A 21,943-nucleotide genomic window follows, 5' to 3' on the forward strand; every position below is an offset into this window, starting at 1 on the left:
TCCAGGGTGGTGGCCCGGCGCATAGCCGGCGCCCAAACGCAAACAGCCGCCACACCCCAATGGGGTGGGCGGCTGTTACGGGGTCGGGCGCATCATCAGTTCAAACGCAGACGCTCGAACGGAAGATGCCCGGGTTCAGGTTAGGCGAAGGCCCAGTGCAGCAGCCCGCAGGCGCCCAGCGACAGGGTCAGTTGCATCAGGATCGTCACGCAATCCCCAAGACAGAGTTTGGAGTCATCGGAGGCTGTGTACTCCTCCAGGCTCAGGAGGATGCTCTCGGTGGGAAGAGCACCCCGTGTAGGTTGAAGCTTCATAATACGGCTACGCCAATCGTTTCAATTCATTAGCTCGCACTGACAGCAAATGTGACAGTTCGGCGACGGCTCTTTACGCCTTTCGCGGTGCAGCAAAAATGCCGTTGGTGCCCTATGTGTTATGCACCTAACGTATGGCACTGCCAGGCATTGCCTGGTCGTCGACGGGGTCGAGCAGTTGCGGCCCATTATTGCGCACGGCGTTGACGGCCCGCGACACCGGCCAAAACCGCAGCATATCGTTTGCGGCGGCCTGCATGAGGGTGGTCGCGTGAGCGCTGGCCGGATCCAGCCAGACCGCCCAATCGCCATGCTCCAAGATGACCGGCATCCGCTCATGCAACACACGCATGGCTGCGTTGGCACCGATCGTCAGGATCGTGAAGCTGCGCAGGATCTCGCCATCTGCCCCTCGCCAGCCTTCCCACAACCCGGCAAAGGCCAGCGGCGCCCCGTCGGCGCGGGCAATCGCGAACGGCTGCTTGCCATCGGCACGGGCCTGCCACTCGTAGAAGGCATCGGCCGGAATCAAGCAGCGCCGGGTCGCCAAGGCGGATTTGAACATGCCCGACCCGGCGGCCGTCTCCGCCCGAGCATTAATCGGCCTACGCGCGGCCCTCGGATCCTTGGTCCAGGACGGCACCAACCCCCATTGCAGCAGATCCAGCCGCCGCTCACCAGTGTCGGGGTGGCGACGCACCACCATCGCGGGCTGAGTCGGTGCGACGTTCCACGACGGCGCCACGTTCGGAACTGGCCCGGTGGTTGCGAACAACGCCCGGATCGTGTCCGCCGGAAGCTGGGATGCATAGCGGCCGCACATCGCATGCTAGCCTGGGGTTTGTCCTGCCATCAATTCAACCAAGTAGCGCGACCATTTCGCTGCCTGTTCATAGGTGTAATGGCCACGCGTGGTCAGATCTGCGGGCAGCAGCACGTAATGGGCCCCCGGGATCTTCGCCACCGCCGGGCCCACCGTGTTCAGCACCGCCGGGTTCACGTCATCATCGGCTGAGTTGATCGCCAGCAGATGCGTGGTGATCCTGGGCAGCAGGTCTTCCGGCGCGTAGTCCATCACCGCCTCCGTCGCATACACGCTGTCGCGCGCATCGGCGTGCCGGGCGTTGTCCACCATGCGGCGATACAGTGCGTCGCCTGCATCCACACTCGGCGCCACCTGCGCCAGCGCCTGCACATTATCCGTCAGCAACCGGCCGGCCGGGGCGGTGAAGGTCCATTGCATGGGCGGCGTCGTGTAGTTGCCATCCTGCCAGCCCGGATCGTTGCGGATCGCCTCGATCGCTACGCGGCGGGAGATCCAGTTGCGGCCCGAAATACGCACCGGCTGGCTGGCCATCGGCACTGCTGCGTCCATGAAATCCGGATACATGCCGGCGAACATCCACGTCTGCATGCCACCCATCGAGGCGCCGAGCACCAGGCGCAGATGATGCACGCCAAGTCCCTGCGTCACCTGCTGATAGGTTGCCCGCACCATGTCGCCGTAGCGGTAATGCGGAAACGCCATCTTCAGCCCATCCGACGGCTTAGCCGATCCGCCGCGCCCGATCCCGTCCGGCAGAATGACGTAGAATTTCGCCGCATCCATCGGCTTGCCCGGCGCGAACATCTCGTCGGCGAATGATGGGGTCAGCCAGTTCTTGCCGGTGCCGGAGGTACCATGCAGCAGCAGGATGGCGTTGGTGATCTCTCCCGCTGCATCGCGCTGCGGCATGCCGATCGTCGTGGCGTGCAACGTCATCGCCGCCAGATGTTCCCCACTGGCAAAGGCGAAATCGTGCAGCACCGTGTCGGTTTCGGCCTGCCCTGGCCATTTCGTCTGCGCGAACGCAGTGGGACCGCTCAGGGTCAGGGCAACGACGATGGCAAGGATCCGGCTCATGCGCCCATCATGCCGGCTCTGCCAGCAACCGCGCAACAGACGTCCGGTGCGGATCGACGCAGGTCGACCGTGGCGGATCGCCACAGGCCGACCACTGCAAAACCGCCGGAAATCAATGGTGGAGCCAAGCGGGGTCGAACCGCTGACCTCCTGAATGCCATTCAGGCGCTCTACCAACTGAGCTATGGCCCCACACCCGCGAAGCGGGAGCGGCCTCTTAGCGCTCCCTCGCACGGACATCAACCCACCTGGCTATGCAAAATCGGGGTGGATCGCGAACGTCGCCTCCGTCTTGGCCCGGATTTCGTCGAGGCTGACGTCTGGCGCCTTGTCCACCAGGGTCAAACCGGGGCGGCCGACGTCGAACACGGCCAGGTCGGACACGATCAAATTGACCACGCCGGCGCCCGTCAGCGGCAGGCTGCATTGCTTTAGGATCTTGGGCGAGCCGTCCTTGGCCGCATGCTCCATCAGCACCACGACCCGACGCACGCCAGCCACCAGGTCCATGGCGCCGCCCATGCCCTTCACCATCTTGCCGGGGATCATCCAGTTCGCCAGGTCGCCATTCTCCGCCACCTGCAGCGCGCCCAGAATCGACAGCGCGATGTGGCCGCCGCGCACCATGGCGAACGATTGGGCGCTGTCGAAGAATGACGTCGTCGGCAGCTTGGTCACCGTTTGCTTGCCGGCGTTGATCAGGTCGGCATCCTCCTCCCCCTCGAACGGGAAGGCGCCCATGCCCAGCATCCCGTTCTCGCTCTGGAGCTGGATGGAGACGCCGTCCGGGATGTGGTTGGCCACCAGCGTGGGGATGCCGATGCCGAGATTGACGTAGAAGCCGTCCTGCAATTCGCGGGCGGCGCGGGCGGCCATTTGGTCGCGGGTCCATGCCATGATCGTTCTCCCTCAGGCCGCACGCTTGCGTGTGGTGCGCTGCTCGATACGTTTTTCGACACCGGGCACCGCGATCATGCGCTGCACGAAAATGCCGGGCGTGATGATGTGGTCGGGATCCAGCGCGCCGGGCCCCACCATTTCCTCCACCTGCGCGATCGTCAGCTTGGCCGCGGTGGCCATGATCGGGTTGAAGTTGCGAGCGGTCATTCGGTAGACGAGGTTTCCCTCCGGATCGGCCTTCCAGGCATGCACCAGGGCCAGGTCGGCCACCAATCCCGTCTCCATGATATAGTCGCGGTCGTTGAAGCGACGGACATCCTTGCCCTTGGCAATGTCGGTGCCGGCGCCGGTGGCAGTATAGAAGGCAGGGATACCGGCGCCGCCGGCCCGGATCCGCTCGGCCAGGGTGCCCTGTGGGTTGAACTCGATCTCCAACTCGCCAGCCAGGTATTGCCGGGCGAAGGTCGCGTTCTCCCCAACGTAGGAGCTGATCATCTTACGGATCTGCCGTGTCACCAGCAGCAGTCCCAGCCCGGCGTCGTCCACACCGGCATTGTTGGAGATGACGGTCAGGTCCTTCACGCCGGATTCGCGCACGGCCTCGATCAGGATGGACGGAATGCCGCAGAGGCCGAACCCGCCGGACATGATGGTCATGCCATCGTGAAGCACGCCGGCCAGCGCATCCTTTGCCGTCTCGAACGTCTTGTTTACAGCCATTGGCCCAGTTCCTTCCCGTTACCGTCACGCTGCCATTGCCGGGGCGGGAGAGCAATCTGGCATGGTATTCGTATGGCGTATGGTTCGACCCTGTTTTCGACAAGGAATTGCCCATGAAGATCCTCGTGCTCGGCGCCGGCGTGGTCGGGACCACGACGGCTTATTACCTGCGTGAAGCAGGGCATGAGGTGACGGTGCTCGATCGCCAGCCGGGCGCCGGGCTGGAGACCAGCTTCGCCAATGCCGGGCAGGTGTCGCCGGGCTATTCGGCACCCTGGGCCGGGCCGGGTGTGCCGTTGAAGGCAATCAAGTGGATGATGATGACGCATCGACCCCTGGTCATCCGCCCGTTGCTGGAGCCGTTCATGTGGCGCTGGATGGCCCTGATGCTGCGCAATTGCACCGAGGCCGCCTACCACGTGAACAAGGGACGCATGGTGCGGCTGGCGGAATATTCGCGTGACTGCCTACTGGCGCTGCGGGTCGACACCGCCATCCGCTACGACGACCGCCAGCGCGGCACGCTGCAACTGTTCCGCACACAGAAGCAGCTGGATCACGTGGCGGAAGACACCGCCGTGCTGGACGAGGGCGGCGTGCCCTACAACGTGCTGGATCATGCCGGCTGCGTCGCGGCCGAACCCGCCTTGGCCCACGCGAAGGGCACCTTCCTCGGCGGCCTGCAATTGCCCGGCGACGAAACCGGCGACGCGCATCAATTCACCCAACGCCTCGCCGCTCTGGCCGCGGAAAAGGGCGTGGTGTTCCAGTATGGCACGGAGATCGAGCGGATCGACCAAGCTGGCGGCCGCGCCACCGCCGTCGTCGCCGGCGGCGTGACCTATCCGGTGGACCAGTTGGTCGTGGCGCTGGGCAGCTACTCCCGCAAACTGCTCGGCCCGTTGGGGATCGACATCCCGGTCTACCCGGTGAAGGGCTATTCCATCACCATCCCGATCGAGTCCGAGGCTGGCGCCCCCGTCTCCACCGTCATGGACGAGACCTATAAGGTGGCGATCACCCGGCTGGGCGACCGCATTCGGGTTGGTGGCACGGCAGAACTCGCCGGGTTCAGCGCCGTGCTGTCGGAGCCGCGGCGGGAAACGCTCGCCTATTCCGTCAGCAATCTGTTCCCCGAGGGCGGCGACGTGAAGAAGGCCAGCTTCTGGACCGGATTGCGCCCGATGACGCCGGACGGAACGCCGATCATCGGCCGCACCAAGATCGACAATCTTTGGCTGAACACCGGTCATGGCACGCTGGGATGGACGATGTCCTGCGGCTCGGCCCGGGTATTGGCGGATCTGATCTCGGGCAAGCAACCGGATATCCAGTTCGACGACCTAGCGATCAGCCGCTACGCCGCCTAGCGGATCAGCCGCTACGCCGCCTAGCTTGGAATGATGCCATGCTGCCGCAGAAACCCGAGCAACGGCAGCATCGGCAACCCCAAGATGGCAGCGTGTTCGCCTTCGACACGGTCGAAGAGCTGCATGCCCAGCCCCTCCATCCGGTAGCTGCCGACGCTAGACAGGATGGCCTCGCCCTCGGCCTCCATATAGGTGTCGAGGAAGGTGTCCGAAAACGCCCGCATCGCCAGCACTGGCCGGGCTACGTGATGCCAAACCGAACGGCCACCACGCCAACATGTCACGGCCGTGACGAGTTCGTGCGGCCGGCCACGTAATTGCACCAGTTGCGCCCGGGCAGCGGCACGGTCCGGTGGTTTGTCGAACCAGGCGCCGTCGCACACCAGCAACTGGTCGCACCCGATCACCAACACATCCGGATCGCGCACCCGCATCGCCTTGGCGTCCGCCAGGGTCAGCGCGGTTTCCGTGGCGTCGGCGCCATCGGCCGCCATCGCTTCCTTGATCGCCGCCTCGTCCACTGCGACCGGCTTGACCGTGAAGCTCAGTCCGGCGGCTTCCATCAAGACCCGGCGCGTGACGGAACCACTGGCTAGCACCACCGATATCACGGCGGCGTGGCGCCGTGTTTCTGCCGGTTGTGCCAGGCTTCCATCAATTGCAGCACCGTGGCGGCCGTTTCCTCGATGGATCGGCGGGTCACGTCGATGACCGGCCAGCCGCGGCGATTGCAGATGCGGCGGGCCCACAGCAATTCGTCCTTCACCGTGTCCTGGTCGACGTAATCGGTGGTGTCCTGCCGCATCGGCCCGCCATGGGCGATCATCCGCAGCCGATGCCGCCGGATCTCGATCAGCGCCGGCGGATCCAGCGTCAGCCCGATCACCGGGCATTTCGGTTCGGCCAGGCCAGGTGGGTCAGGCAAGCCCGGCACCAACGGGACATTCGCCGCCTTCACGCCGCGATTGGCCAGATAGAACGACGTGGGAGTCTTAGAGGAACGGGATACGCCCACCAGGATCACATCCGCCTCGGCAATTCCGGCCTGGGCCTGGCCGTCGTCATGCGCCAGCACGAAATGCATCGCGTCGATGCGACGAAAATAATCCGCGTCCAGCACGTATTGGCGACCTGGGCGGCTGGCGGCTTTCTCGCCGATCTCCTCCTGCAACATGTCCATCACCGGGTCGAGCACATTGACCACCGTCAGCCCCAGCCGGTCGGTGACACGGGCCAGTTCCTCCCGCAGCCCGGTATCCAACAGTGTGGACAGCACCGGGCCGGGCTCGGCCTCGATCCCTTCCAGCACGCGATGCAGTTGGAACCGCGTCCGGATCAGGCTCCAGCGATGATACAGGATCGAGACATGCTCGAACTGCGACACCGTCGCCCGCGCGATCGAGTTCAAAGTCTCTCCGGTCGCGTCCGAGACGAGATGGAGGTTGAGCCGTTCGGTGACCATGGGTGCGAGGATAGCGGGGATAACTGGGTCCGCCAGGGGGGATCGACGGAGACGCAAATTCCAGCGGGGATATCTACGACACCCTCGTCCTCACGGGGACGTTATCTGAAGGGCGGGGCGACCTATCGGGGACAGACCCGAAACCCTCGGTAAACTCAATACCTTGCAGTGCGATCCCGCTGTGGATGGAATCCAGTCCTACGCCCCACAGCCTGAGGTACCCTGTTATCCACAGGGTCCCACTACACACTCCATCTATCTAAGAGTCTTTCTTTGCTTATAGATGTGAGGTGTGAAGTCTTCGTTTCTCCGTGTGCTGGCAGGCGAACCAGTCTGGCCGCCCCCCGTCTGGCTGATGCGCCAGGCTGGCCGCTATTTGCCGGAGTATCGGTCGGTGCGCGCGCAGGCGGGTGGGTTCATGGACCTGTGCCTCAACCCGGCACTCGCGACAGAGGTGACACTGCAGCCGATCCGCCGTTTCGGCTTCGACGCGGCGATCCTGTTTTGCGATATCCTGATGTTGCCCCACGCGTTGGGCCAGGATCTTCGTTACGCAGAGGGCGAGGGGCCATTACTGGCGCCGATCCGCGACGCCACCAGCTTCGCCAAACTGGATACCAGTCGGGCAGCGGACGTCACCGCGCCGATCATGCAGGCCGTCAGCCGCATCCGGGCCGAATTGCCGCCAGACAAGGCGCTGATCGGGTTCGCCGGTAGTCCGTGGACGGTGGCGTGCTACATGGTGGAGGGTCACGGTTCGAAGGAATTCGCGGCCGTCCGTGGCCTGGCCTATCGCGATCCGCCGCTGTTCGACGCGCTGATCGCGCTACTGGTCGACCAGACGGTCAGCTATCTGCTCGCCATGGTCGACGCGGGCGCCGACACGGTGATGCTGTTCGATTCCTGGGCCGGCGTGCTGCCCGCCGCGCAGTTCCGCCGTTTCGTGATCGAGCCGACGCGGCAGATCGTCGCCGGGCTGCGGGCGGTGCATCCGGATCTGCCAGTGATCGGTTTCCCGCGCCTCGCCGGGTCGCTGCTGGGCGAATACACGCGGGCGACGGGCGTGCAGGCGGTGGGGATCGATACCTCGATGGACCCCGCATGGGCCGCGTCAACGGTGCCGTCGACTGTCGCGGTGCAGGGCAATATGGATCCGTTGGCCTTGGTCGCGGGCGGTCAGGCACTGGTAGACGCGGCACAGGCCGTGCTGCAGGCGTGGCGGGGCCGTCCCGGGATCTTCAACCTCGGCCATGGGATCGTGCCGGAGACGCCGCCGGAGCATGTGGCGGCGCTGATGGACCTGATCCGCCGTGCTTGACGGAACTGTAACGGCCGCCACCTCAGCCAACATGCAGAAGACCCGTTTGGCCGTCGTGTTGTTCAACCTCGGCGGCCCCGATCAGCCATCGTCGATCAAGCCATTTCTCATCAATCTGTTCAGTGACCCGGCGATCCTCCGTGTCCCGTTCTTCGTCCGGCCGTTCCTGGCACGGATCATCGCTGGCGCACGGTTGAAGCCTGCGACCGAGAACTACGCCATCCTCGGCGGCAGCTCGCCCTTGTTGGGGCTGACGAACGAGCAGGCTCGCTCGCTGGAAGCCGCCTTGCCGGAATTCGACGTGAAATGCTTCGTGGCGATGCGCTACTGGCAGCCCTTCAGCGCGGCGGTCGCGCGTGAGGTGCGGGATTGGCGTCCGGACGAAATCCTGCTGCTGCCGCTATATCCGCAGTATTCCACCACCACGACCGGTTCGTCGCTGACCGCCTGGCGCGAAGCCGCGGCCACGGCCGGGTTGGTGGCGCCGGTGACGAGCCTGTGCTGCTACCACGCCGACCCAGGCTACATCACCGCCACGGCGGATGGCGTGCGCAAAGCCTACGACGCCGCCATGGCCGAACTTGATGGCAAGGTTCCCCTGCGCGTCCTGTTCTCCGCCCATGGTCTGCCCGAAACCATCGTCAAACGCGGCGATCCATATCAATACCAGATCGAACGCACGGCGGCGGCCACCGCACGGTCCTTGGCGATCGAGGGGCTGGATTGGTCCGTTTGCTACCAATCCCGCGCCACGCCGCAGAAATGGCTGGACCCCAGCACCGAATACGCGATCGAGCAGGCGGCCCACGACAAGGTTGCGGTTCTGGTGGTGCCGATCGCGTTCGTGTCCGAACATTCCGAGACGTTGGTCGAGTTGGACGTGGAGTATCGCGACCTGGCAGTGGCCAAGGGCGTCCCCGGCTATTTTCGCGCCCCGGCGCAAAACTCCGACCCGGCCTTTATCGACAGCCTGGCCGAACTGGTGCGCAAGAGCCTGGCGCATGGTCCCGGCCTGTGCAGTTGGGCCGGTGGCCGAACCTGTCCCAAGAACCACAAGGATTGCCCGCACGCCCGCGCCGGGCAGTTGGAGATCGCCACATGACGCCGTTACCGCTGCAATTGGTCATTTTCGATTGCGACGGCGTACTGGTGGATAGCGAAGGTCCCTCCAACCGCGTGGTGGCCGAGGAGATCACCAAGCTCGGTTGGCCGATGACCACGGCACAAAGCTGCACCCTGTTCGTCGGCCGCCGCCTGTCGGACATCCCTCCGGTGATCGAGGCGCAGATAGGGCGCCCGCCGCCGGCAGACTGGGTGGAAATGCTGCGTGGCAGGATCGTCGCCGTTTTGTCGTCCGAAGTGGCCGCAATGCCGGGTGCGCATGATGCTTTGATGGCGACGACGGCGCTCGGCTTGCCCTATCGTATCGCCTCCAACTCGTCGCATGAGGAGATGGCGGTGAAGTTCGAACGGGTGGCGATGGTGCATCTGGTGCGCGACCGCATCCATAGCGCGCGGGACGTGGCACGCGGCAAACCGGCGCCGGACGTGTTTTTGCACGCCGCTGCCGCCGCTGGCGTGGCCCCCGCTGCCTGCATCGTGGTGGAGGACAGCGTGCCCGGCGCCATGGCCGCCGCCGCCGCGGGCATGGCCTGCATCGGCCTGGCCCCGCATGGTGACGACCCAGCGTTGCGCGCCACCGGGGCGGTTCTGATCCACTCGCTCGCCGAACTGCCTGCTCTGCTGCGCACCGCCATGGCAAGTGCTGCGTGAGGACGATCCATCTGCCGGACGGCACCGAACTTCCCATCATTGGCCAGGGTACCTGGCGCATGGGCGAGGGCCATCGTCCTGCCAAGGCCGAGGCGGACGCGTTGCGCGCCGGGCTGGATTTGGGAATGACGGTCATCGACACCGCCGAGATGTATGGCGATGGCGGTTCCGAAAAGGTGGTAGGGCAGGCGATCGCCGGACGTCGGGACGAGGTGTTCCTCGTCAGCAAGGTGTATCCGCAAAACGCCAATCTGCGCGCCATGGCCCGAAGCTGCGACGCCAGCCTGAAGCGTATGGGCACCGACCGGATGGATCTATACCTGCTGCACTGGCGCGGCGGCACGCCCTTGTCCGAAACTGTCCAGGCGTTTGAGACGCTGAAGGCTGCGGGCAAGATCTTGCGCTGGGGTGTTTCCAACCTCGATGTCTCCGACATGGAGGAGCTTGGGCCGGGCGACGCCGCCACCGACCAGGTGCTGTACAACCCTGAGGCACGCGGCATCGAGTTCGATCTGCTGCCCTGGTGCGCGCAACGCCATTTGCCGGTGATGGCCTATTCGCCGGTTGGCCAAGGCGGCGCGCTGCTGGATCACCCGGCGATGCTGGCGATCGCGAAACGCCGTGGCGTGACGGCTGCCCAGGTGGCAATCGCCTGGTCCGTCCGGCTACCGGGCATCATCAGCATCCCCAAGGCGTCCGATTTGGGCCACGTGCGCGAAAACGCCGCGGCCGCGGTCTTGGAATTGCTGCCGGACGACATTGCCGCCATCGATGTAGCATTCCCGCCACCCCGGAGGCGTCAGCCCCTCGAGATGCTGTAATGGTCGCGTTGTTCGCTCTGCCCGCGCTTGTCGGGGTGGTTGTCGTGCTCGGCCTGCTGGCGGTGGCGGCGCCGTTGTTACCCCAACGAGGCATCCCGCCGGCAACGGCAGGGCTGAGCCTTCTGGCGTTGCTGCTGGCATTGGCGCTGGTCGCCGCGGGTGGCCAATCGCAATTGCTGGCCGGCTCGCTGGCGATCGATCCGCTGGGCGCGGTCTTCCTGCTGCCCCCGGCAGTGGCCGGTCTGGCGGTCGCCGGTGGCCTGCTGGGCCGTGCAGCCCCCGCGGCGTTGCCGGGTTTCGTTGCCGCGTCGTTGCTGGTGGTGCTTGCGGGCGATGCGCGGTTTGCCGTGCTCGGCGTGGCGCTGTTCGCGACGGCGTCGTCTGATTGGGTGGTTCGCCCGGCCGCGCTCGCCGGCATCTTCTTGCTGGCCGCGGCATTCGCCACGCTGTCATTGGGCGGCGGGCAAAGTTTTGCCGCCATGCGGGCTGTCCCGCCCGATGGCTGGCGCGCCACACTTGTCCTGGCGCTGACGTTGTTAGGGGTGGCGCCGTTGGTTGGATGGGCACCCTGGCACCGGCCGTTCCTGGCGTTGGACGCAACCGGCCTGCCGCTCCCCGTGCTCAGCCCGGCCATTGGGCTGTATCTGTGCGTGCGCGTGCTGGCCGACCTGTGCGGCCCGGCGACACCGGGCTGGTGGGGTCTTCCGCTGTTGCTGCTGGGCGCCGGGTCTGCAGGCGCCGGACTGATCGCAGCCCTTCGCGCCCCCACATTCGGCGGTATTCTGGCCGGCCTGTCGGTGCAGCATGGTGGTTGGATGCTCTCGGGCCTTGGCGTGGCGGCGATCGCGCGCGGGGCGGATCTGTTGCCCCTGGCCACCCTGGCCCTGGGCGGCACGTTGCTGCACGCCTTGAACTATACCGCCTTCGCCAGCCTCGCCTCGCTCTCGACGGGGGCGGCGGCGATCGGCGCTGGCAGTCAGACGCTGGACCGCCTCGGTGGCTTGGCCGGACGGATGCCGGTGGTTGCGATCGGAATGCTGGTCGCGGGGCTGAGCCTGGCGTTTCTGCCGGGCAGCGCCGGGTTCGCCAGCGGGTGGATGCTGCTGCAGGCCCTGTTCGCCGCGCCGAGGGCCGGCGGACTGGCCCTGCAACTCGTGGTGGCCGCGGTGGTGGCGGCGATGGCCTTGTCCGCCGGGTTCGCGGCGATCGCCGTCATCCGGCTGGGCGGGGTGGCGTTTCTGGGCAGGCCCCGATCCCCCCGCGCCGCCGCGGCGGAGGATGCGAGCCTGGCGCAACGCGCCGGCATCATCGGGATGGCGGTGCTGTGCGGCTTGTTGGGGCTATTTCCTGGCGTGGCGTTGCGGCTGTGCGGCATGGCGCAGCATTGGGTGACGTCGGCTGGGCTGGACGGGCAGGGCGACTGGACCGGGATCCGAACCCAGATCGACTCACCGGGCTACGGGCCGCTGGGCATCGTCATCATGGTCGGCATCGTGCTGGCCGTAATCGCGATGCTGTCCCGCACCGGTCGCCTGCCGGCGGCACAGCCCGTGCCGATCTGGGAAGACGGTTTCACCGCCCCGCCGCCCTGGATGCCGTTCGGTGACCCGGCGACGCAACTCACCCCAGCCACGCTGACGGCGACGCTGCCCACAAGGCCGCTGCGACTGCCGTCCATGCCGCGCGTGCGGTTGGAGGTGACGTGGCCGAGCGTCACGTTGCGCCATGCCCCCGTGGTGGTTCTGATCCTGGCGGTGCTGCTGCTGTTGCTGGTCGCGGGTTTCGGCCCGGTATGAGCTTGGCCGGTATCCTGGCCCTGTTGGTGCACGCCGTGCTCATGGCGGGAATGGCCGTGCTCCTCGCCGGGGTGCTGCCGTGGGCGCAGGCCCGGCTGGCCGGGCGTGTGGGCCCGCCGGTGCTGCAACCGCTGCAGGATTGGCGACGGCTGATGCGCAAGCAGCCCGTGGTGTCCGAAGGCGCCTCCGCCCTGTTGCCCGCCGCGCCGACCATCCAGTTTGCGATGGTCGCCGCGGCCGCGCTGCTGGTGCCGAGCTTCGCCCTGGGCATGGCCACGGCGCCGATGAGCGATCTGCTGGTGATCGCCGGCTTGCTGGGCCTGGCTCGTTTCATCATGGCACTGGCTGCGATCGATGCCGGCACCGCACCCGCCGGGTTGGCGGCCATCCGTAGCATTCGCCTGGCGGCGTTGGCCGAGCCGGCCTTGCTGCTGGTGATCTTCACCATCGCCTTGCTCACCAGCACGACGAATTTGGACGCCGCCGTCTTGTCGTTCCGCGAAGCCATCGTACCCGGCGTGCCGTTGCTGCTGGCGATCGCCGGCCTCGCCAGCGTCGTCGTCGCGGTGGAGGCGGAGGGTGACGCCGCGCTCACCGAATTCTCCGGCTGGCATGCGGCCGCGGCGGAGGCGGCGGTGGCGCTGCGGCGGGTGGTGTGGCTGTCGCTGACGGCGGCGCTGCTGCTCCCGGGTGGGTTGGCGTTGCCCGGCGGCGGGCTGGTGGAATGGACGGTCGGCCTGGTCGCTTGGGTGCTGAAACTGGGCGTGCTCGGCCTTGCCTGCGCGCTGGTTGGGCCCAGCCTGCGTCGCGCCGGGCAGGCGGCAGTGGGGCCGTTGATGGGGGCGGCGGTGCTGTTGGGCCTGCTGGCCGTGCTATTCCTTTTCGCCGCCCAGGGGCTGACATGATCGAGCTGACGCGGCTGCTGGGGCTGGGCGCCTTGCTGCTGTCCTTCGCCCTGCTGGTGGTGCGGCGTCCGCAACCCTTCGTCTATTGCGGCCAATCCGGCGCGGTTGCGCTGGCGGCGCTGTGCCAGGCTTGGCTGCAGTCGGATTGGCAGCCGATCGCGGTAGCCGTCGTGTTGGTGGCACAGGCGATGGTGGTGTGGATGTATCGCCCCGCCTTTCACGGCCGGGTCGCATTCCCGGTGGTGACGGTCGTGGCCGCCTTGCTGCTGGTGGTGCTGGCCACGGCGAGTGCGCCGTCCGAAGGGATGGGCGTGCCGTTGGCGATCGTGTTGTTGGGCCTGCTGGCCGCCGCGTTCATGCCCGGGCCATACGGGGTGCTGTCGTTGCTGAACGGTGTGGTGCTGGCGATGGTGACGACGCCGGAGTTGCCGCTGCGCCCGTTCATGGCGCTGGCGCTGGCGGTGTTGGGTTGCCTGGTGGCATCCGACGGGGTTCTGCCTGCTTGGGTGCGCCGATGATTGCGCTCGTCTGCATTCTGCTACCGCTTCTTGCCGCGGCCGGGCTGTCCTTCGTGCCGGCGAGTGCATGGGCCTCGTTTGGCTGTGCATTGCTGGTGCTGGTTTTGGTATGCAGCCTGCCCTGGACCGCGGACAGCTTTGGCGGCTGGCTTTTGCCCGATCCGCTGGCGGTCCAGATCGCCAGTCTCACCGCCTTCGCCTGGGTTATGGCGAGCGCGCAGTCTCTGACGCTGTCCGCCCTGTTTGGCCGCTCCGCCGGCACGCCGGGTCGCGCGGACCATGCCGGGCTGTTGGCCGCGTTGGTCGGCCTGATGAACCTGGCATCGTTCTCGAATGGTGCCGGGCTGGCGGCGATCGCAGCGGGGGCGGCCGGCCTGGTCGCGGTGCTGGCGCAGCGGCAAGAAACGCCCGCGCCAATGCTCGCAGTGGCGGCGACGGGAATGGGGCTCGCCCTGTTTGGCACGGTGGTGCTGTATGCGGGCGCCGTTCCCGCACTGGGCCGCGGTTGGCCCGCGCTGAGCTGGAGCGTGCTGCCGACGGCGGGCGGCAAATCCAACATCATGGCCATCGATGCCGGCTTCGTGCTGCTGCTGCTGGGAACGGGCATTTCATGCTGTCTCGTGCCAGTGAGCGCTGCCATCCGTGGCGCGGCGCTACCGGCGGGGTTGGCGATGCTGCTGGGGCCGCTCGGCGGCATCTGGCTGGCGACGGCGTTGCGGCTGCGCGGGGTGCTGGGTGGCAATGTCCGGGCGATGGCGCCGGGCCCGGTTCTGCTCGGGCTGGGCCTTGCCGGTCTGGTTCTGGCGCTGATCTGCCTAGGACGCCGGCCGGCCATATTGTCACCTTTGCTGATAGCGCTGCTCGCCGCGGTGCTCGTCGCGTTCGGCGCCGGTGCCCCGGCGGCGACGGGGAGCGGTTTGCTCCATCTGACGCTCGGTTGCCTGGCGCTGACGGCGGCAGCCAACGGGTCCCGTCTGGGACTGGCGTCGCTGGCGGGGTTGCCTCCGCTGGGCATCTTCGGCAGTGGGTTGACCCTACTGACGGCGGCGGCCCTGCGGGCTGGATGGGTGGCGGGATTGCTTGGCCTCGGCCTGTTCGGTGTGGCCGCGCTGGCGTTGCGCGGCCTGCCCGCCGAGCCGGCCGGCAACCGCCTCGCCTGGGTTGGCATCGGCCTGGCGTTGATCGGGGCATGGGCGATGCCGTCAGCCCTGACGAACCTGATCGAGACCATCGCGGTGACGATGCAATGAGCAGCGCCGACATCATCCGCAGCGCGCCGGTGGCCGCGTGCCGCCCGTGGCCGCGCTACATGGTGCCTACCGACCAGTGGTTGATGCTGGCGCCGGAGGATGTGTCGCTGCACGCCTTCTGGGCCGACACCGCCGCGGTCTACGCGCTGTTCACCAGCGGCGCCGGGCAGATCCTGCTGGCATCCACCGCGGTGCGCGATGGCGACTATCCGGCACTCTCCCCCCGCTTTGCTTCCGCCATCCTGCCGGAGCGGATGGTCCAGGATCTGTGGGGCCATCGCGCCATGGGTGGCGTGGATCCTCGCCCGTGGCTGGACCATGGCCGTTGGAGCGTGACCCATCCGCTGGCCCCGCGCCACGGCCCGGCGACGGGCGCCACCGAATACGCGTTTCGAGCCATCGAGGATCTGATGCAGATCCCGGTCGGCCCGGTGCTGGGCCACCCGGCCGAACCCGTGCATTTCCGGATCCACGCGGCTGGCGAGGTGGCGGCCAGTGTCGAGGCGCGATTGGGCTATGCGCATAAGGGCACGCTGCTGCTGATGCGCGGCAAATCACCCCGCACCGCCGCCCGCTTCGCCGCCCGCCTGTCCGCCGACGCGACCGTGGCGCATAGCGTGGCCTTCGCCCGGGCGGCCGAGGCGGCGATGGATATTGAGCCACCGCCCCGCGCCGTCATGCTGCGCGGCGTGATGGCAGAGGCGGAGCGGATTGCCACCCACCTCGGCGACCTCGTCGCGGCGTGTGGCGAATTACCGCATCTGTGCGGCCGGTTGGGCTGGCACCGGGAGCAGGTGTTGCGTTCGGCGCAGGTCGCGTTCGGGCATCGCATGATGATGGATTGCGTGGTGCCCGGCGGCCTGGCGGGCGACATTTTGCCCGAAGGTGCGACGGCCCTGCGCATGGTGGCGGATGGGTTGGCGGCTGAACTGCCCAACCTCGTTCAGGGGTTGGGCACGCTGGGGGCGGGCATCGGCATCGTTCCGCCCGCGAGCCTGGAGGCTTTGGTGCCGGTCGGGCTCGTTGCCCGTGCCGCCGGATGCAGCGTGGATGCGCGACAGAACCCTGGCTATCCGCCCTATCCCGCCGCCACGCCGCCAACCCTGCCGGGCGCCGACGCCGCCGCCCGTCTGCGGCTGCGGCTGCATGAAATCACCATCAGCCTCGACTTGCTGCGAGACTGGCTGGGGTCGCTGCCGACCGGGCCCGTCAGCCAGACCCTGCCCAATACCGGCGGCGAGGGTATCGCGGTGGCGGAAAGCCCGCGCGGTGCAGTGTGGCACTGGTTGCGCCTGGATGGCGGGCTGATCGCAAGCGCCTTTGCCGCCGACCCGAGCTGGCGCCTGTGGCCGATGCAGGAAGCGGCCTCCGCCGGCGCCCTGCTGGCCGACCTGACGCTGATCGACCGTTCCTTCGCCTGTGCCCGGTCCGGAGTGGATCTATGAAGCCCGTTGCCGAGACCATGCCCGACCCCGCGGCCGAGGGTGTTGCCGCCCTGTCCGCCCGGCTGGACGCTGCGGCGCAAACCCGGCTGGGCCGCAGCCTGGCGCTATTTCACGTTCCCACAGGCGGGTGCGGCGGGTGCGAGCGGGAATTGGTGGCGCTGGAGGGCGTGGTCTACGATCTGGAACGCTTCGGCCTGCGTTTCGTCACCTCGCCCCGGCGTGCGGACGTGCTGCTGGCGACGGGGCCGCTGACGGCCAATCTGCAGGAAGCGCTGGCCCAGTCCTATGCAGCCATGGCGGAGCCGAAATGGGTCGTGGCGATCGGCGATTGCGCGGTCGATGGCGGCGTGTTCAAGGGCAGCTACGCCGTGCATGGCGGTGTCGGCGTGGCCGTGCCGGTGGATCTGCTGGTCCGGGGCTGCCCGCCACCGCCCATGGAAATCCTCTCCGGCCTGCTAAGCCTGTTGGCCGCAAATGGCCCGCGCCAGGTGCGGCCGCGCCGGCGGCTAGAGTAGGCACAATTCCCGCAGCCTTTGCGCCAGGGCGTGCGGCATGTCCGCTTCGGCCGACCCGGCGACGAGGTCTTCCGGCGCGTCCTCTCCCCGCAAATAGCGCCAGCCCTGAAACGCCTTGACCGGCCGGCCCATCACGGCAATGACCGCCGGGTCCAACCCGATCGCGGCGCAGGCCGTGCCGTCCGCGCGGGTCGAGGGCGTGATGGCGGTGATGCGCTGCCGGACGAGCATGGCCCGGTCGATCACCCAGTAGAGCGAACCGCCTGCCAGCAATTCGTCGGCCCGGCGTGGCAGATGCCGGGTGAGGTGTTGGACGGGCATTCCGCTGGCGGCGCGTTGTGCCTGGTAGGCGCGGAGTTCGGCGGGGTCGCGAATACCGACGGCGAGTTTCATCAGATGGAGCATTGCCGGCACAGATGGCGGCGGATGCGGCTTCGGGCAAGCGTTCATGGCCATTGACTTAAATCCCGTTCACGGCGATGTCCGGCCTAGGCGCAGGGCTGCTCTGCGCAATTCAGGGGGATTGTCGATGAAGGCTTTCAAGGCAGTCGGCGCGATTGCGCTGGCGGCAGGACTGGTGGCTGGCGCTGCCGGCGCACAGGCCCAGGGCACGGGTTCAGCAACGATCGACGCGATCAAGGCGCGTGGTTTGCTGGTGTGCGGCGTGTCCACGGGCGTGGCCGGGTTCTCGCTGGCCGACAGCCAGGGCGTGATCAAAGGCATCGACGCCGATGGCTGCCGCACCGTGGCCGCCGCCATCCTGGGTGACGCGACGAAGGTCCGCTTCGTGCCCACCACCACGATCAACCGTTTCACTGCCCTGCAGTCGGGCGAGATCGACGTCCTGATCCGCGAGACGACGTGGACACTGGGCCGCGAAGCCAGCCTGGGCCTCGAATTCGCCGGCGTGAACTATTACGACGGCACCGGCTTCCTGGTGAAGACGGCTGCCAACGTGAAATCCGCCAAGGACCTGGACGGCGCCACCGTCTGCGTGCAGCCCGGCACCAGCACCGAACTCGCGATCAGCGACTACTTCCGCAACAACAAGCTGAAGTTCACCCCAGTCAACATCCAGGACCAGAACGAGATCCAGGGCGCGTTCCTGTCCGGCCGTTGCGACGCCTACTCGACCGATAGCTCGGCGCTGGCCGGGTTCCGGTTCCAGCAGGGCGCCAAAGCGACCGACCTGGTGCTGCTGCCCGAGATCATCAGCAAGGAGCCGCTGGGCCCGATGGTCCGCAAGGGTGACGACAAGTTCTTCGACGTGGTGAAGTGGACGCAGTACGCGACACTGACCGCCGAAGAAGACGGCGTGACCAGCAAGAACATCGACACCTTCGCCAGCACCACCAACCCCGAGATCCGCCGGCTGATGGGCCTTGAGGGCGACATGGGCAAGGCGCTCGGGATCGACAACAAGTGGGCCTACAACGCGATCAAGCAGGTCGGCAATTTCGGCGAGATCTGGGATCGCAACATCACCGTGATGGGCGTTCCGCGCGGGATCAACAATCTGTGGAACAAGGGCGGCCTACAGTACGCCCCGCCGATCCGCTGAGCCTATAATCGCTCAATAACTGGGCAGGTTGCCCAGCGGAAGCGCCGTCCCTGTCTCGGGGGCGGCGTTTTCGTTTGCGGGGGGATGCAAGCGACGTTGCAGCGTGCAATGCTGCCGAAGTATGACAGCCATGCGCAGTCGGATAACTGCAACGTTCAGGGAATAAGACTGTCATGTCCGGAGCCGTCGTAGACCCGCGTCTTCATGCTGCCAGGGCCGCGCCAAAGCGCCGTATGCGCTTGTCCTGGTCGGACCCGAAATTCCGCGCCATTGTGTGGCAGGTGTTGGTGGTCGGAATTCTGGCGGCAATCGTCGCCTATCTGGTGCATAACACGAACAAGAACCTGGCGGCGCGCCACATCGCGACCGGTTTCGCGTTCCTGGCCCGCACCGCCGGCATCCCGATCGGTGAACACGCGATCGAATACGACCCGGCGACCAGCACCTATGGCGACGCGCTGATCATCGGCATCATCAATACCCTGAAGGTCGCCATCGTCGGCGTCGTCCTGACCACGATCTGGGGCACGCTGCTGGGCATCGCCAGGCTGTCCAAGAATTGGCTGCTGTCCCGCGCTGCCTATCTCTACGTCGAAATCCTGCGCGACATCCCGCTGCTGCTGCAATTGCTGTTCTGGTATGGCCTCGTACAGACGCTCCCCTCGGTGCGCGACGCGTTCGCCGTGCTGCCGGGCGTGTTCTTCTCCAACCGTGGCATCAAGGTGCCGTTGTTCGATTGGGAGCCGGCGCATAGCTGGGCGCTCGCCGCCTTCCTGGTCGGGCTCATCGGCGTCATCGCCTGGTCGAGCGTGGCATCCAAGCGGCAGGCCGAAACCGGCGTGCGCCCGAAGACCTGGCCCGTTGCGCTAGGGCTGCTGGTCGCATTTCCGCTATTCGTCTGGGCCGTGCTGGGTGCGCCGTTCCAGTTGGACATGCCGATCAAGGGTGGGTTCAACTTCCGCGGCGGCGGCACCATCAGCCCGGAATATTGCGCGCTGACGCTGGGGCTGGTGGTCTATACCGCCGCCTATATCGCCGAAATCGTCCGCTCCGGCATCCAGGCCGTGCCGCAGGGCCAGTGGGAAGCCGCGGGCGCCCTAGGTCTGCGGCCCGGCGCCGTACTGCGCCAGATCGTGTTGCCCCAAGCGCTTCGCGTCGTCATCCCGCCAATGACCAGCCAGTTCCTGAACCTGACCAAGAACAGCTCCCTGGCGGTGGCGATCGGCTACCAGGACGTGGTGTCGATCGACCAGACGACGCTGAACCAAACCGGGCAGGCGATTGAGGGCATTGCCCTGCTGATGGCGGTGTTCCTGGTGATCAGCCTGTCGATCAGCCTGTTCATGAACTGGTACAACGCGCGGATCGCGCTGGTGGAGCGCTGACATGAGCGAGCTTGCCACCACCAACATCGACCCGGTGCCCGCCACGGCAGGCAACGCCGCCATTCCCAACACCAGCCGGGCGCGACCGCCTGCGACGGTGCATGGCCCCGTCGCCTGGGTGAAGACGAACCTGTTCGGCTCCTGGCTCTCCAGCCTGGCGACGATCGTGTTCGGCATCCTCCTCATCCGCTGGGCTATCGGCTTCTTCGACTGGGCGATCCTGCACGCCGTGTGGTCGGTGCCGGAGGGGGCGAACGGCCCCGACGTCAGCGCCTGCCGCGACGCCAAGGGCGTGGGCGCCTGCTGGGCGGTGATCGGTGAGAAGTACCGCTTCATCCTGTTCGGCCGCTTCCCGTACGACCTGCAGTGGCGCACCGCACTGGTGATTGTGCTGTTCATCGCCCTGTATGCCGTGTCCGCCTGGCGTCGCTTCTGGCGCAAGGAGTTGCTGCTGGTGTGGGTGGCCACGCTGGTGGTGATCGGCGTGCTGATGTGGGGCGGTATATTGGGGCTCGAGTTCGTGCCGCAGGACCAATGGGGCGGCCTGCCGCTGACGCTGATCCTGGCGACGTTCGGCCTGGCTTTCGCCTTCCCGCTCTCGGTCCTGGTGGCGCTCGGCCGCCGGTCGACCAAGCTGCCGGCGGTCAAGGCGCTGTGCGTGCTGTATGTGGAACTGATCCGCGGCGTGCCGCTGATCACCCTACTGTTCATGGCCAGCGTGATGTTCCCGCTGTTTTTGCCCGAGGGCGTGAACATCGACAAATTGCTGCGCGCCCAGGTTGCGATCATCCTGTTTGCCGGCGCCTATCTGGCGGAGGTCGTGCGCGGCGGCCTGCAATCCCTGCCGAAGGGACAATACGAGGCGGCCGACGCGCTGGGCCTGTCCTACTGGAAGAAGACCGGGTTCATCGTGCTGCCGCAGGCGCTGCGGCTGGTCATCCCGCCCTTGGTCAACACCTTCATCGGGTTCTTCAAGGACACCAGCCTGGTGCTGATCATCGGCTTGTTCGACCTGCTATCGGCCGGCAAGATCGCGATCAGCGAGCCGGCTTGGGCGGCTTACTCGACCGAGGTTTACCTGGTTTTGGCCGCGATCTACTTCGTGTTCTGCTACACCATGGCCCGCTACTCGCGCGGGTTGGAGCGCGAGTTCTCCCGCGCTCGTAACCGATAAGATGGGGATTTCAGCATGAGTGCCGCGATGTCGATGACGACGCCAACCCCACTGTCCAACGTCGCCCCAGCGATCGTGCTGGACAAGGTGAATAAATGGTACGGCGCAATGCACGTGCTGCGCGACGTAACGCTGACGGTGGGACAGAAGGAGAAGGTGGTGGTTTGCGGGCCGTCCGGCTCGGGCAAATCCACCATGATCCGTTGCATCAACCGCCTGGAGACGCACCAGGAAGGCAAGATCATCGTCGACGGCACGGAGCTGACCGACGATCTGCGCGCGCTCGACACCATTCGCCGCGAAGTCGGCATGGTATTCCAGTCGTTCAACCTGTTCCCGCATTTGACGATCCTGGAGAACTGCACCCTGGCGCCGATCTGGGTGCGCAAGATGCCGAAGGCCGAGGCGGAGGAGCTGGCGATGAGCTACCTGCGCCGGGTCAAGATCCCCGAGCAGGCGAAGAAGTATCCGGGGCAGCTTTCGGGCGGCCAGCAGCAGCGCGTGGCGATCGCCCGGGCGCTGTGCATGAAGCCGAAGATCATGCTGTTCGACGAGCCGACCTCCGCCCTGGACCCCGAGATGATCAAGGAGGTGCTGGACACCATGATCGGCCTGGCCGAGACCGGCATGACCATGGTGTGCGTGACCCACGAGATGGGTTTCGCCAAGAAGGTCGCCGACCGCGTGGTATTCATGGATCGCGGCGAAGTGGTGGAGGCCGGTCCGCCGCGGGAGTTGTTCGACAATCCCCAGACCGACCGGTTGAAGCTGTTCCTCAGCCAGATCCTGAAAGACCACTGACGCAGCACGCAT

The 21,943-nt window shown here is 66.7% G+C and carries 23 protein-coding genes and 1 tRNA gene; 15 read left to right on the forward strand and 9 right to left on the reverse strand.

Annotation, left to right across the window (positions count from 1 at the left end; genetic code table 11):
• Window positions 1–140 precede the first annotated feature (140 nt).
• The 6 genes from GSQ76_RS01695 to GSQ76_RS01720 form a co-directional block, all read right to left on the reverse strand.
• Window positions 141–314, reverse strand: a complete 174-nt coding sequence (locus tag GSQ76_RS01695) for a hypothetical protein (RefSeq protein ID WP_158742185.1) — start codon at window positions 312–314, stop codon at window positions 141–143.
• Between the two features lie 127 nt (window positions 315–441).
• Window positions 442–1,137, reverse strand: coding sequence for an SOS response-associated peptidase (locus GSQ76_RS01700; RefSeq protein ID WP_158742186.1), 696 nt, complete (start codon window positions 1,135–1,137; stop codon window positions 442–444).
• A 6-nt stretch (window positions 1,138–1,143) separates the two neighbouring features.
• Entirely contained in the window at window positions 1,144–2,217 is a 1,074-nt protein-coding gene (locus GSQ76_RS01705) for an alpha/beta fold hydrolase (protein WP_158742187.1), read from the reverse strand.
• A gap of 116 nt (window positions 2,218–2,333) precedes the next feature.
• Window positions 2,334–2,409: transfer RNA gene (locus GSQ76_RS01710), tRNA-Ala, on the reverse strand.
• A gap of 60 nt (window positions 2,410–2,469) precedes the next feature.
• Window positions 2,470–3,114, reverse strand: a complete 645-nt coding sequence (locus tag GSQ76_RS01715) for a CoA transferase subunit B (RefSeq protein ID WP_158742188.1) — start codon at window positions 3,112–3,114, stop codon at window positions 2,470–2,472.
• A gap of 12 nt (window positions 3,115–3,126) precedes the next feature.
• Window positions 3,127–3,837 (reverse strand): CoA transferase subunit A, encoded by a 711-nt coding sequence (locus GSQ76_RS01720; protein WP_158742189.1) that lies wholly within the window; start codon window positions 3,835–3,837, stop codon window positions 3,127–3,129.
• A gap of 113 nt (window positions 3,838–3,950) precedes the next feature.
• Between GSQ76_RS01720 and GSQ76_RS01725 the strand changes: the two genes are divergently transcribed.
• Complete coding sequence (locus tag GSQ76_RS01725) at window positions 3,951–5,207, forward strand: D-amino acid dehydrogenase (RefSeq protein WP_158742190.1); 1,257 nt, start codon at window positions 3,951–3,953, stop codon at window positions 5,205–5,207.
• Window positions 5,208–5,227: 20 nt separating this feature from the next.
• Here GSQ76_RS01725 and GSQ76_RS01730 read toward each other — a convergent pair whose 3' ends face one another.
• Window positions 5,228–5,806: a Maf family protein gene (locus GSQ76_RS01730; protein WP_335904873.1), complete on the reverse strand. Its 579-nt coding sequence runs from the start codon at window positions 5,804–5,806 to the stop codon at window positions 5,228–5,230.
• An 8-nt stretch (window positions 5,807–5,814) separates the two neighbouring features.
• On the reverse strand, window positions 5,815–6,669 hold the full coding sequence (locus GSQ76_RS01735; protein WP_158742191.1) for a pyruvate, water dikinase regulatory protein: 855 nt from the start codon (window positions 6,667–6,669) through the stop codon (window positions 5,815–5,817).
• A gap of 292 nt (window positions 6,670–6,961) precedes the next feature.
• Between GSQ76_RS01735 and hemE the strand changes: the two genes are divergently transcribed.
• Genes hemE through GSQ76_RS01785 form a run of 10 tightly spaced genes read left to right on the forward strand, consistent with a single transcriptional unit; the run spans window position 6,962 to window position 17,010 of the window.
• Complete coding sequence (hemE, locus tag GSQ76_RS01740; protein WP_158742192.1) at window positions 6,962–7,987, forward strand: uroporphyrinogen decarboxylase; 1,026 nt, start codon at window positions 6,962–6,964, stop codon at window positions 7,985–7,987.
• Window positions 7,988–8,018: 31 nt separating this feature from the next.
• The gene (hemH, locus tag GSQ76_RS01745) at window positions 8,019–9,089 is read left to right on the forward strand and encodes a ferrochelatase (protein ID WP_158742261.1); all 1,071 of its coding nucleotides are present in this window, start codon (window positions 8,019–8,021) and stop codon (window positions 9,087–9,089) included.
• A complete protein-coding gene (locus tag GSQ76_RS01750) occupies window positions 9,086–9,760 on the forward strand; it encodes an HAD family phosphatase (protein ID WP_158742193.1) in 675 nt (224 codons plus the stop codon). The genes hemH and GSQ76_RS01750 overlap by 4 nt, the downstream gene beginning before the upstream one ends.
• A complete protein-coding gene (locus GSQ76_RS01755; RefSeq protein WP_158742194.1) occupies window positions 9,757–10,581 on the forward strand; it encodes an aldo/keto reductase in 825 nt (274 codons plus the stop codon). The genes GSQ76_RS01750 and GSQ76_RS01755 overlap by 4 nt, the downstream gene beginning before the upstream one ends.
• The gene (locus tag GSQ76_RS01760; RefSeq protein WP_158742195.1) at window positions 10,581–12,377 is read left to right on the forward strand and encodes a proton-conducting transporter membrane subunit; all 1,797 of its coding nucleotides are present in this window, start codon (window positions 10,581–10,583) and stop codon (window positions 12,375–12,377) included. The genes GSQ76_RS01755 and GSQ76_RS01760 overlap by 1 nt, the downstream gene beginning before the upstream one ends.
• Window positions 12,374–13,282, forward strand: a complete 909-nt coding sequence (locus GSQ76_RS01765) for an NADH-quinone oxidoreductase subunit H (RefSeq protein ID WP_158742196.1) — start codon at window positions 12,374–12,376, stop codon at window positions 13,280–13,282. Before GSQ76_RS01760 ends, GSQ76_RS01765 begins: the two co-directional genes overlap by 4 nt.
• On the forward strand, window positions 13,279–13,800 hold the full coding sequence (locus GSQ76_RS01770; RefSeq protein ID WP_158742197.1) for a hypothetical protein: 522 nt from the start codon (window positions 13,279–13,281) through the stop codon (window positions 13,798–13,800). Before GSQ76_RS01765 ends, GSQ76_RS01770 begins: the two co-directional genes overlap by 4 nt.
• Window positions 13,797–15,050, forward strand: a complete 1,254-nt coding sequence (locus tag GSQ76_RS32415) for a hypothetical protein (protein WP_158742198.1) — start codon at window positions 13,797–13,799, stop codon at window positions 15,048–15,050. Before GSQ76_RS01770 ends, GSQ76_RS32415 begins: the two co-directional genes overlap by 4 nt.
• Window positions 15,047–16,495: a nickel-dependent hydrogenase large subunit gene (locus GSQ76_RS01780; RefSeq protein ID WP_158742199.1), complete on the forward strand. Its 1,449-nt coding sequence runs from the start codon at window positions 15,047–15,049 to the stop codon at window positions 16,493–16,495. The genes GSQ76_RS32415 and GSQ76_RS01780 overlap by 4 nt, the downstream gene beginning before the upstream one ends.
• Complete coding sequence (locus tag GSQ76_RS01785) at window positions 16,492–17,010, forward strand: NADH-quinone oxidoreductase subunit B family protein (protein WP_158742200.1); 519 nt, start codon at window positions 16,492–16,494, stop codon at window positions 17,008–17,010. The genes GSQ76_RS01780 and GSQ76_RS01785 overlap by 4 nt, the downstream gene beginning before the upstream one ends.
• Here the strand turns inward: GSQ76_RS01785 and GSQ76_RS01790 are convergent.
• Window positions 17,002–17,403 (reverse strand): DUF1489 family protein, encoded by a 402-nt coding sequence (locus tag GSQ76_RS01790; RefSeq protein WP_254070187.1) that lies wholly within the window; start codon window positions 17,401–17,403, stop codon window positions 17,002–17,004. The two genes, GSQ76_RS01785 and GSQ76_RS01790, sit on opposite strands and share 9 nt — an antisense overlap.
• A 136-nt stretch (window positions 17,404–17,539) precedes the next feature.
• Here GSQ76_RS01790 and GSQ76_RS01795 point away from each other — a divergent pair, with 136 nt between their 5' ends.
• The 4 genes from GSQ76_RS01795 to GSQ76_RS01810 all read left to right on the forward strand — a co-directional run bounded on the left by GSQ76_RS01795 (window position 17,540) and on the right by GSQ76_RS01810 (window position 21,931).
• Window positions 17,540–18,571 (forward strand): amino acid ABC transporter substrate-binding protein, encoded by a 1,032-nt coding sequence (locus GSQ76_RS01795; RefSeq protein ID WP_158742202.1) that lies wholly within the window; start codon window positions 17,540–17,542, stop codon window positions 18,569–18,571.
• 173 nt (window positions 18,572–18,744) lie between these two features.
• The gene (locus GSQ76_RS01800) at window positions 18,745–19,956 is read left to right on the forward strand and encodes an amino acid ABC transporter permease (RefSeq protein WP_158742203.1); all 1,212 of its coding nucleotides are present in this window, start codon (window positions 18,745–18,747) and stop codon (window positions 19,954–19,956) included.
• A gap of 1 nt (window position 19,957) precedes the next feature.
• On the forward strand, window positions 19,958–21,130 hold the full coding sequence (locus GSQ76_RS01805; protein ID WP_158742204.1) for an amino acid ABC transporter permease: 1,173 nt from the start codon (window positions 19,958–19,960) through the stop codon (window positions 21,128–21,130).
• 15 nt (window positions 21,131–21,145) lie between these two features.
• Entirely contained in the window at window positions 21,146–21,931 is a 786-nt protein-coding gene (locus GSQ76_RS01810) for an amino acid ABC transporter ATP-binding protein (RefSeq protein ID WP_408836154.1), read from the forward strand.
• The last annotated feature ends 12 nt before the right edge of the window (window positions 21,932–21,943 follow it).

This window comes from Acidisphaera sp. L21 (assembly GCF_009765685.1).
GTDB lineage: Bacteria > Pseudomonadota > Alphaproteobacteria > Acetobacterales > Acetobacteraceae > LMUY01.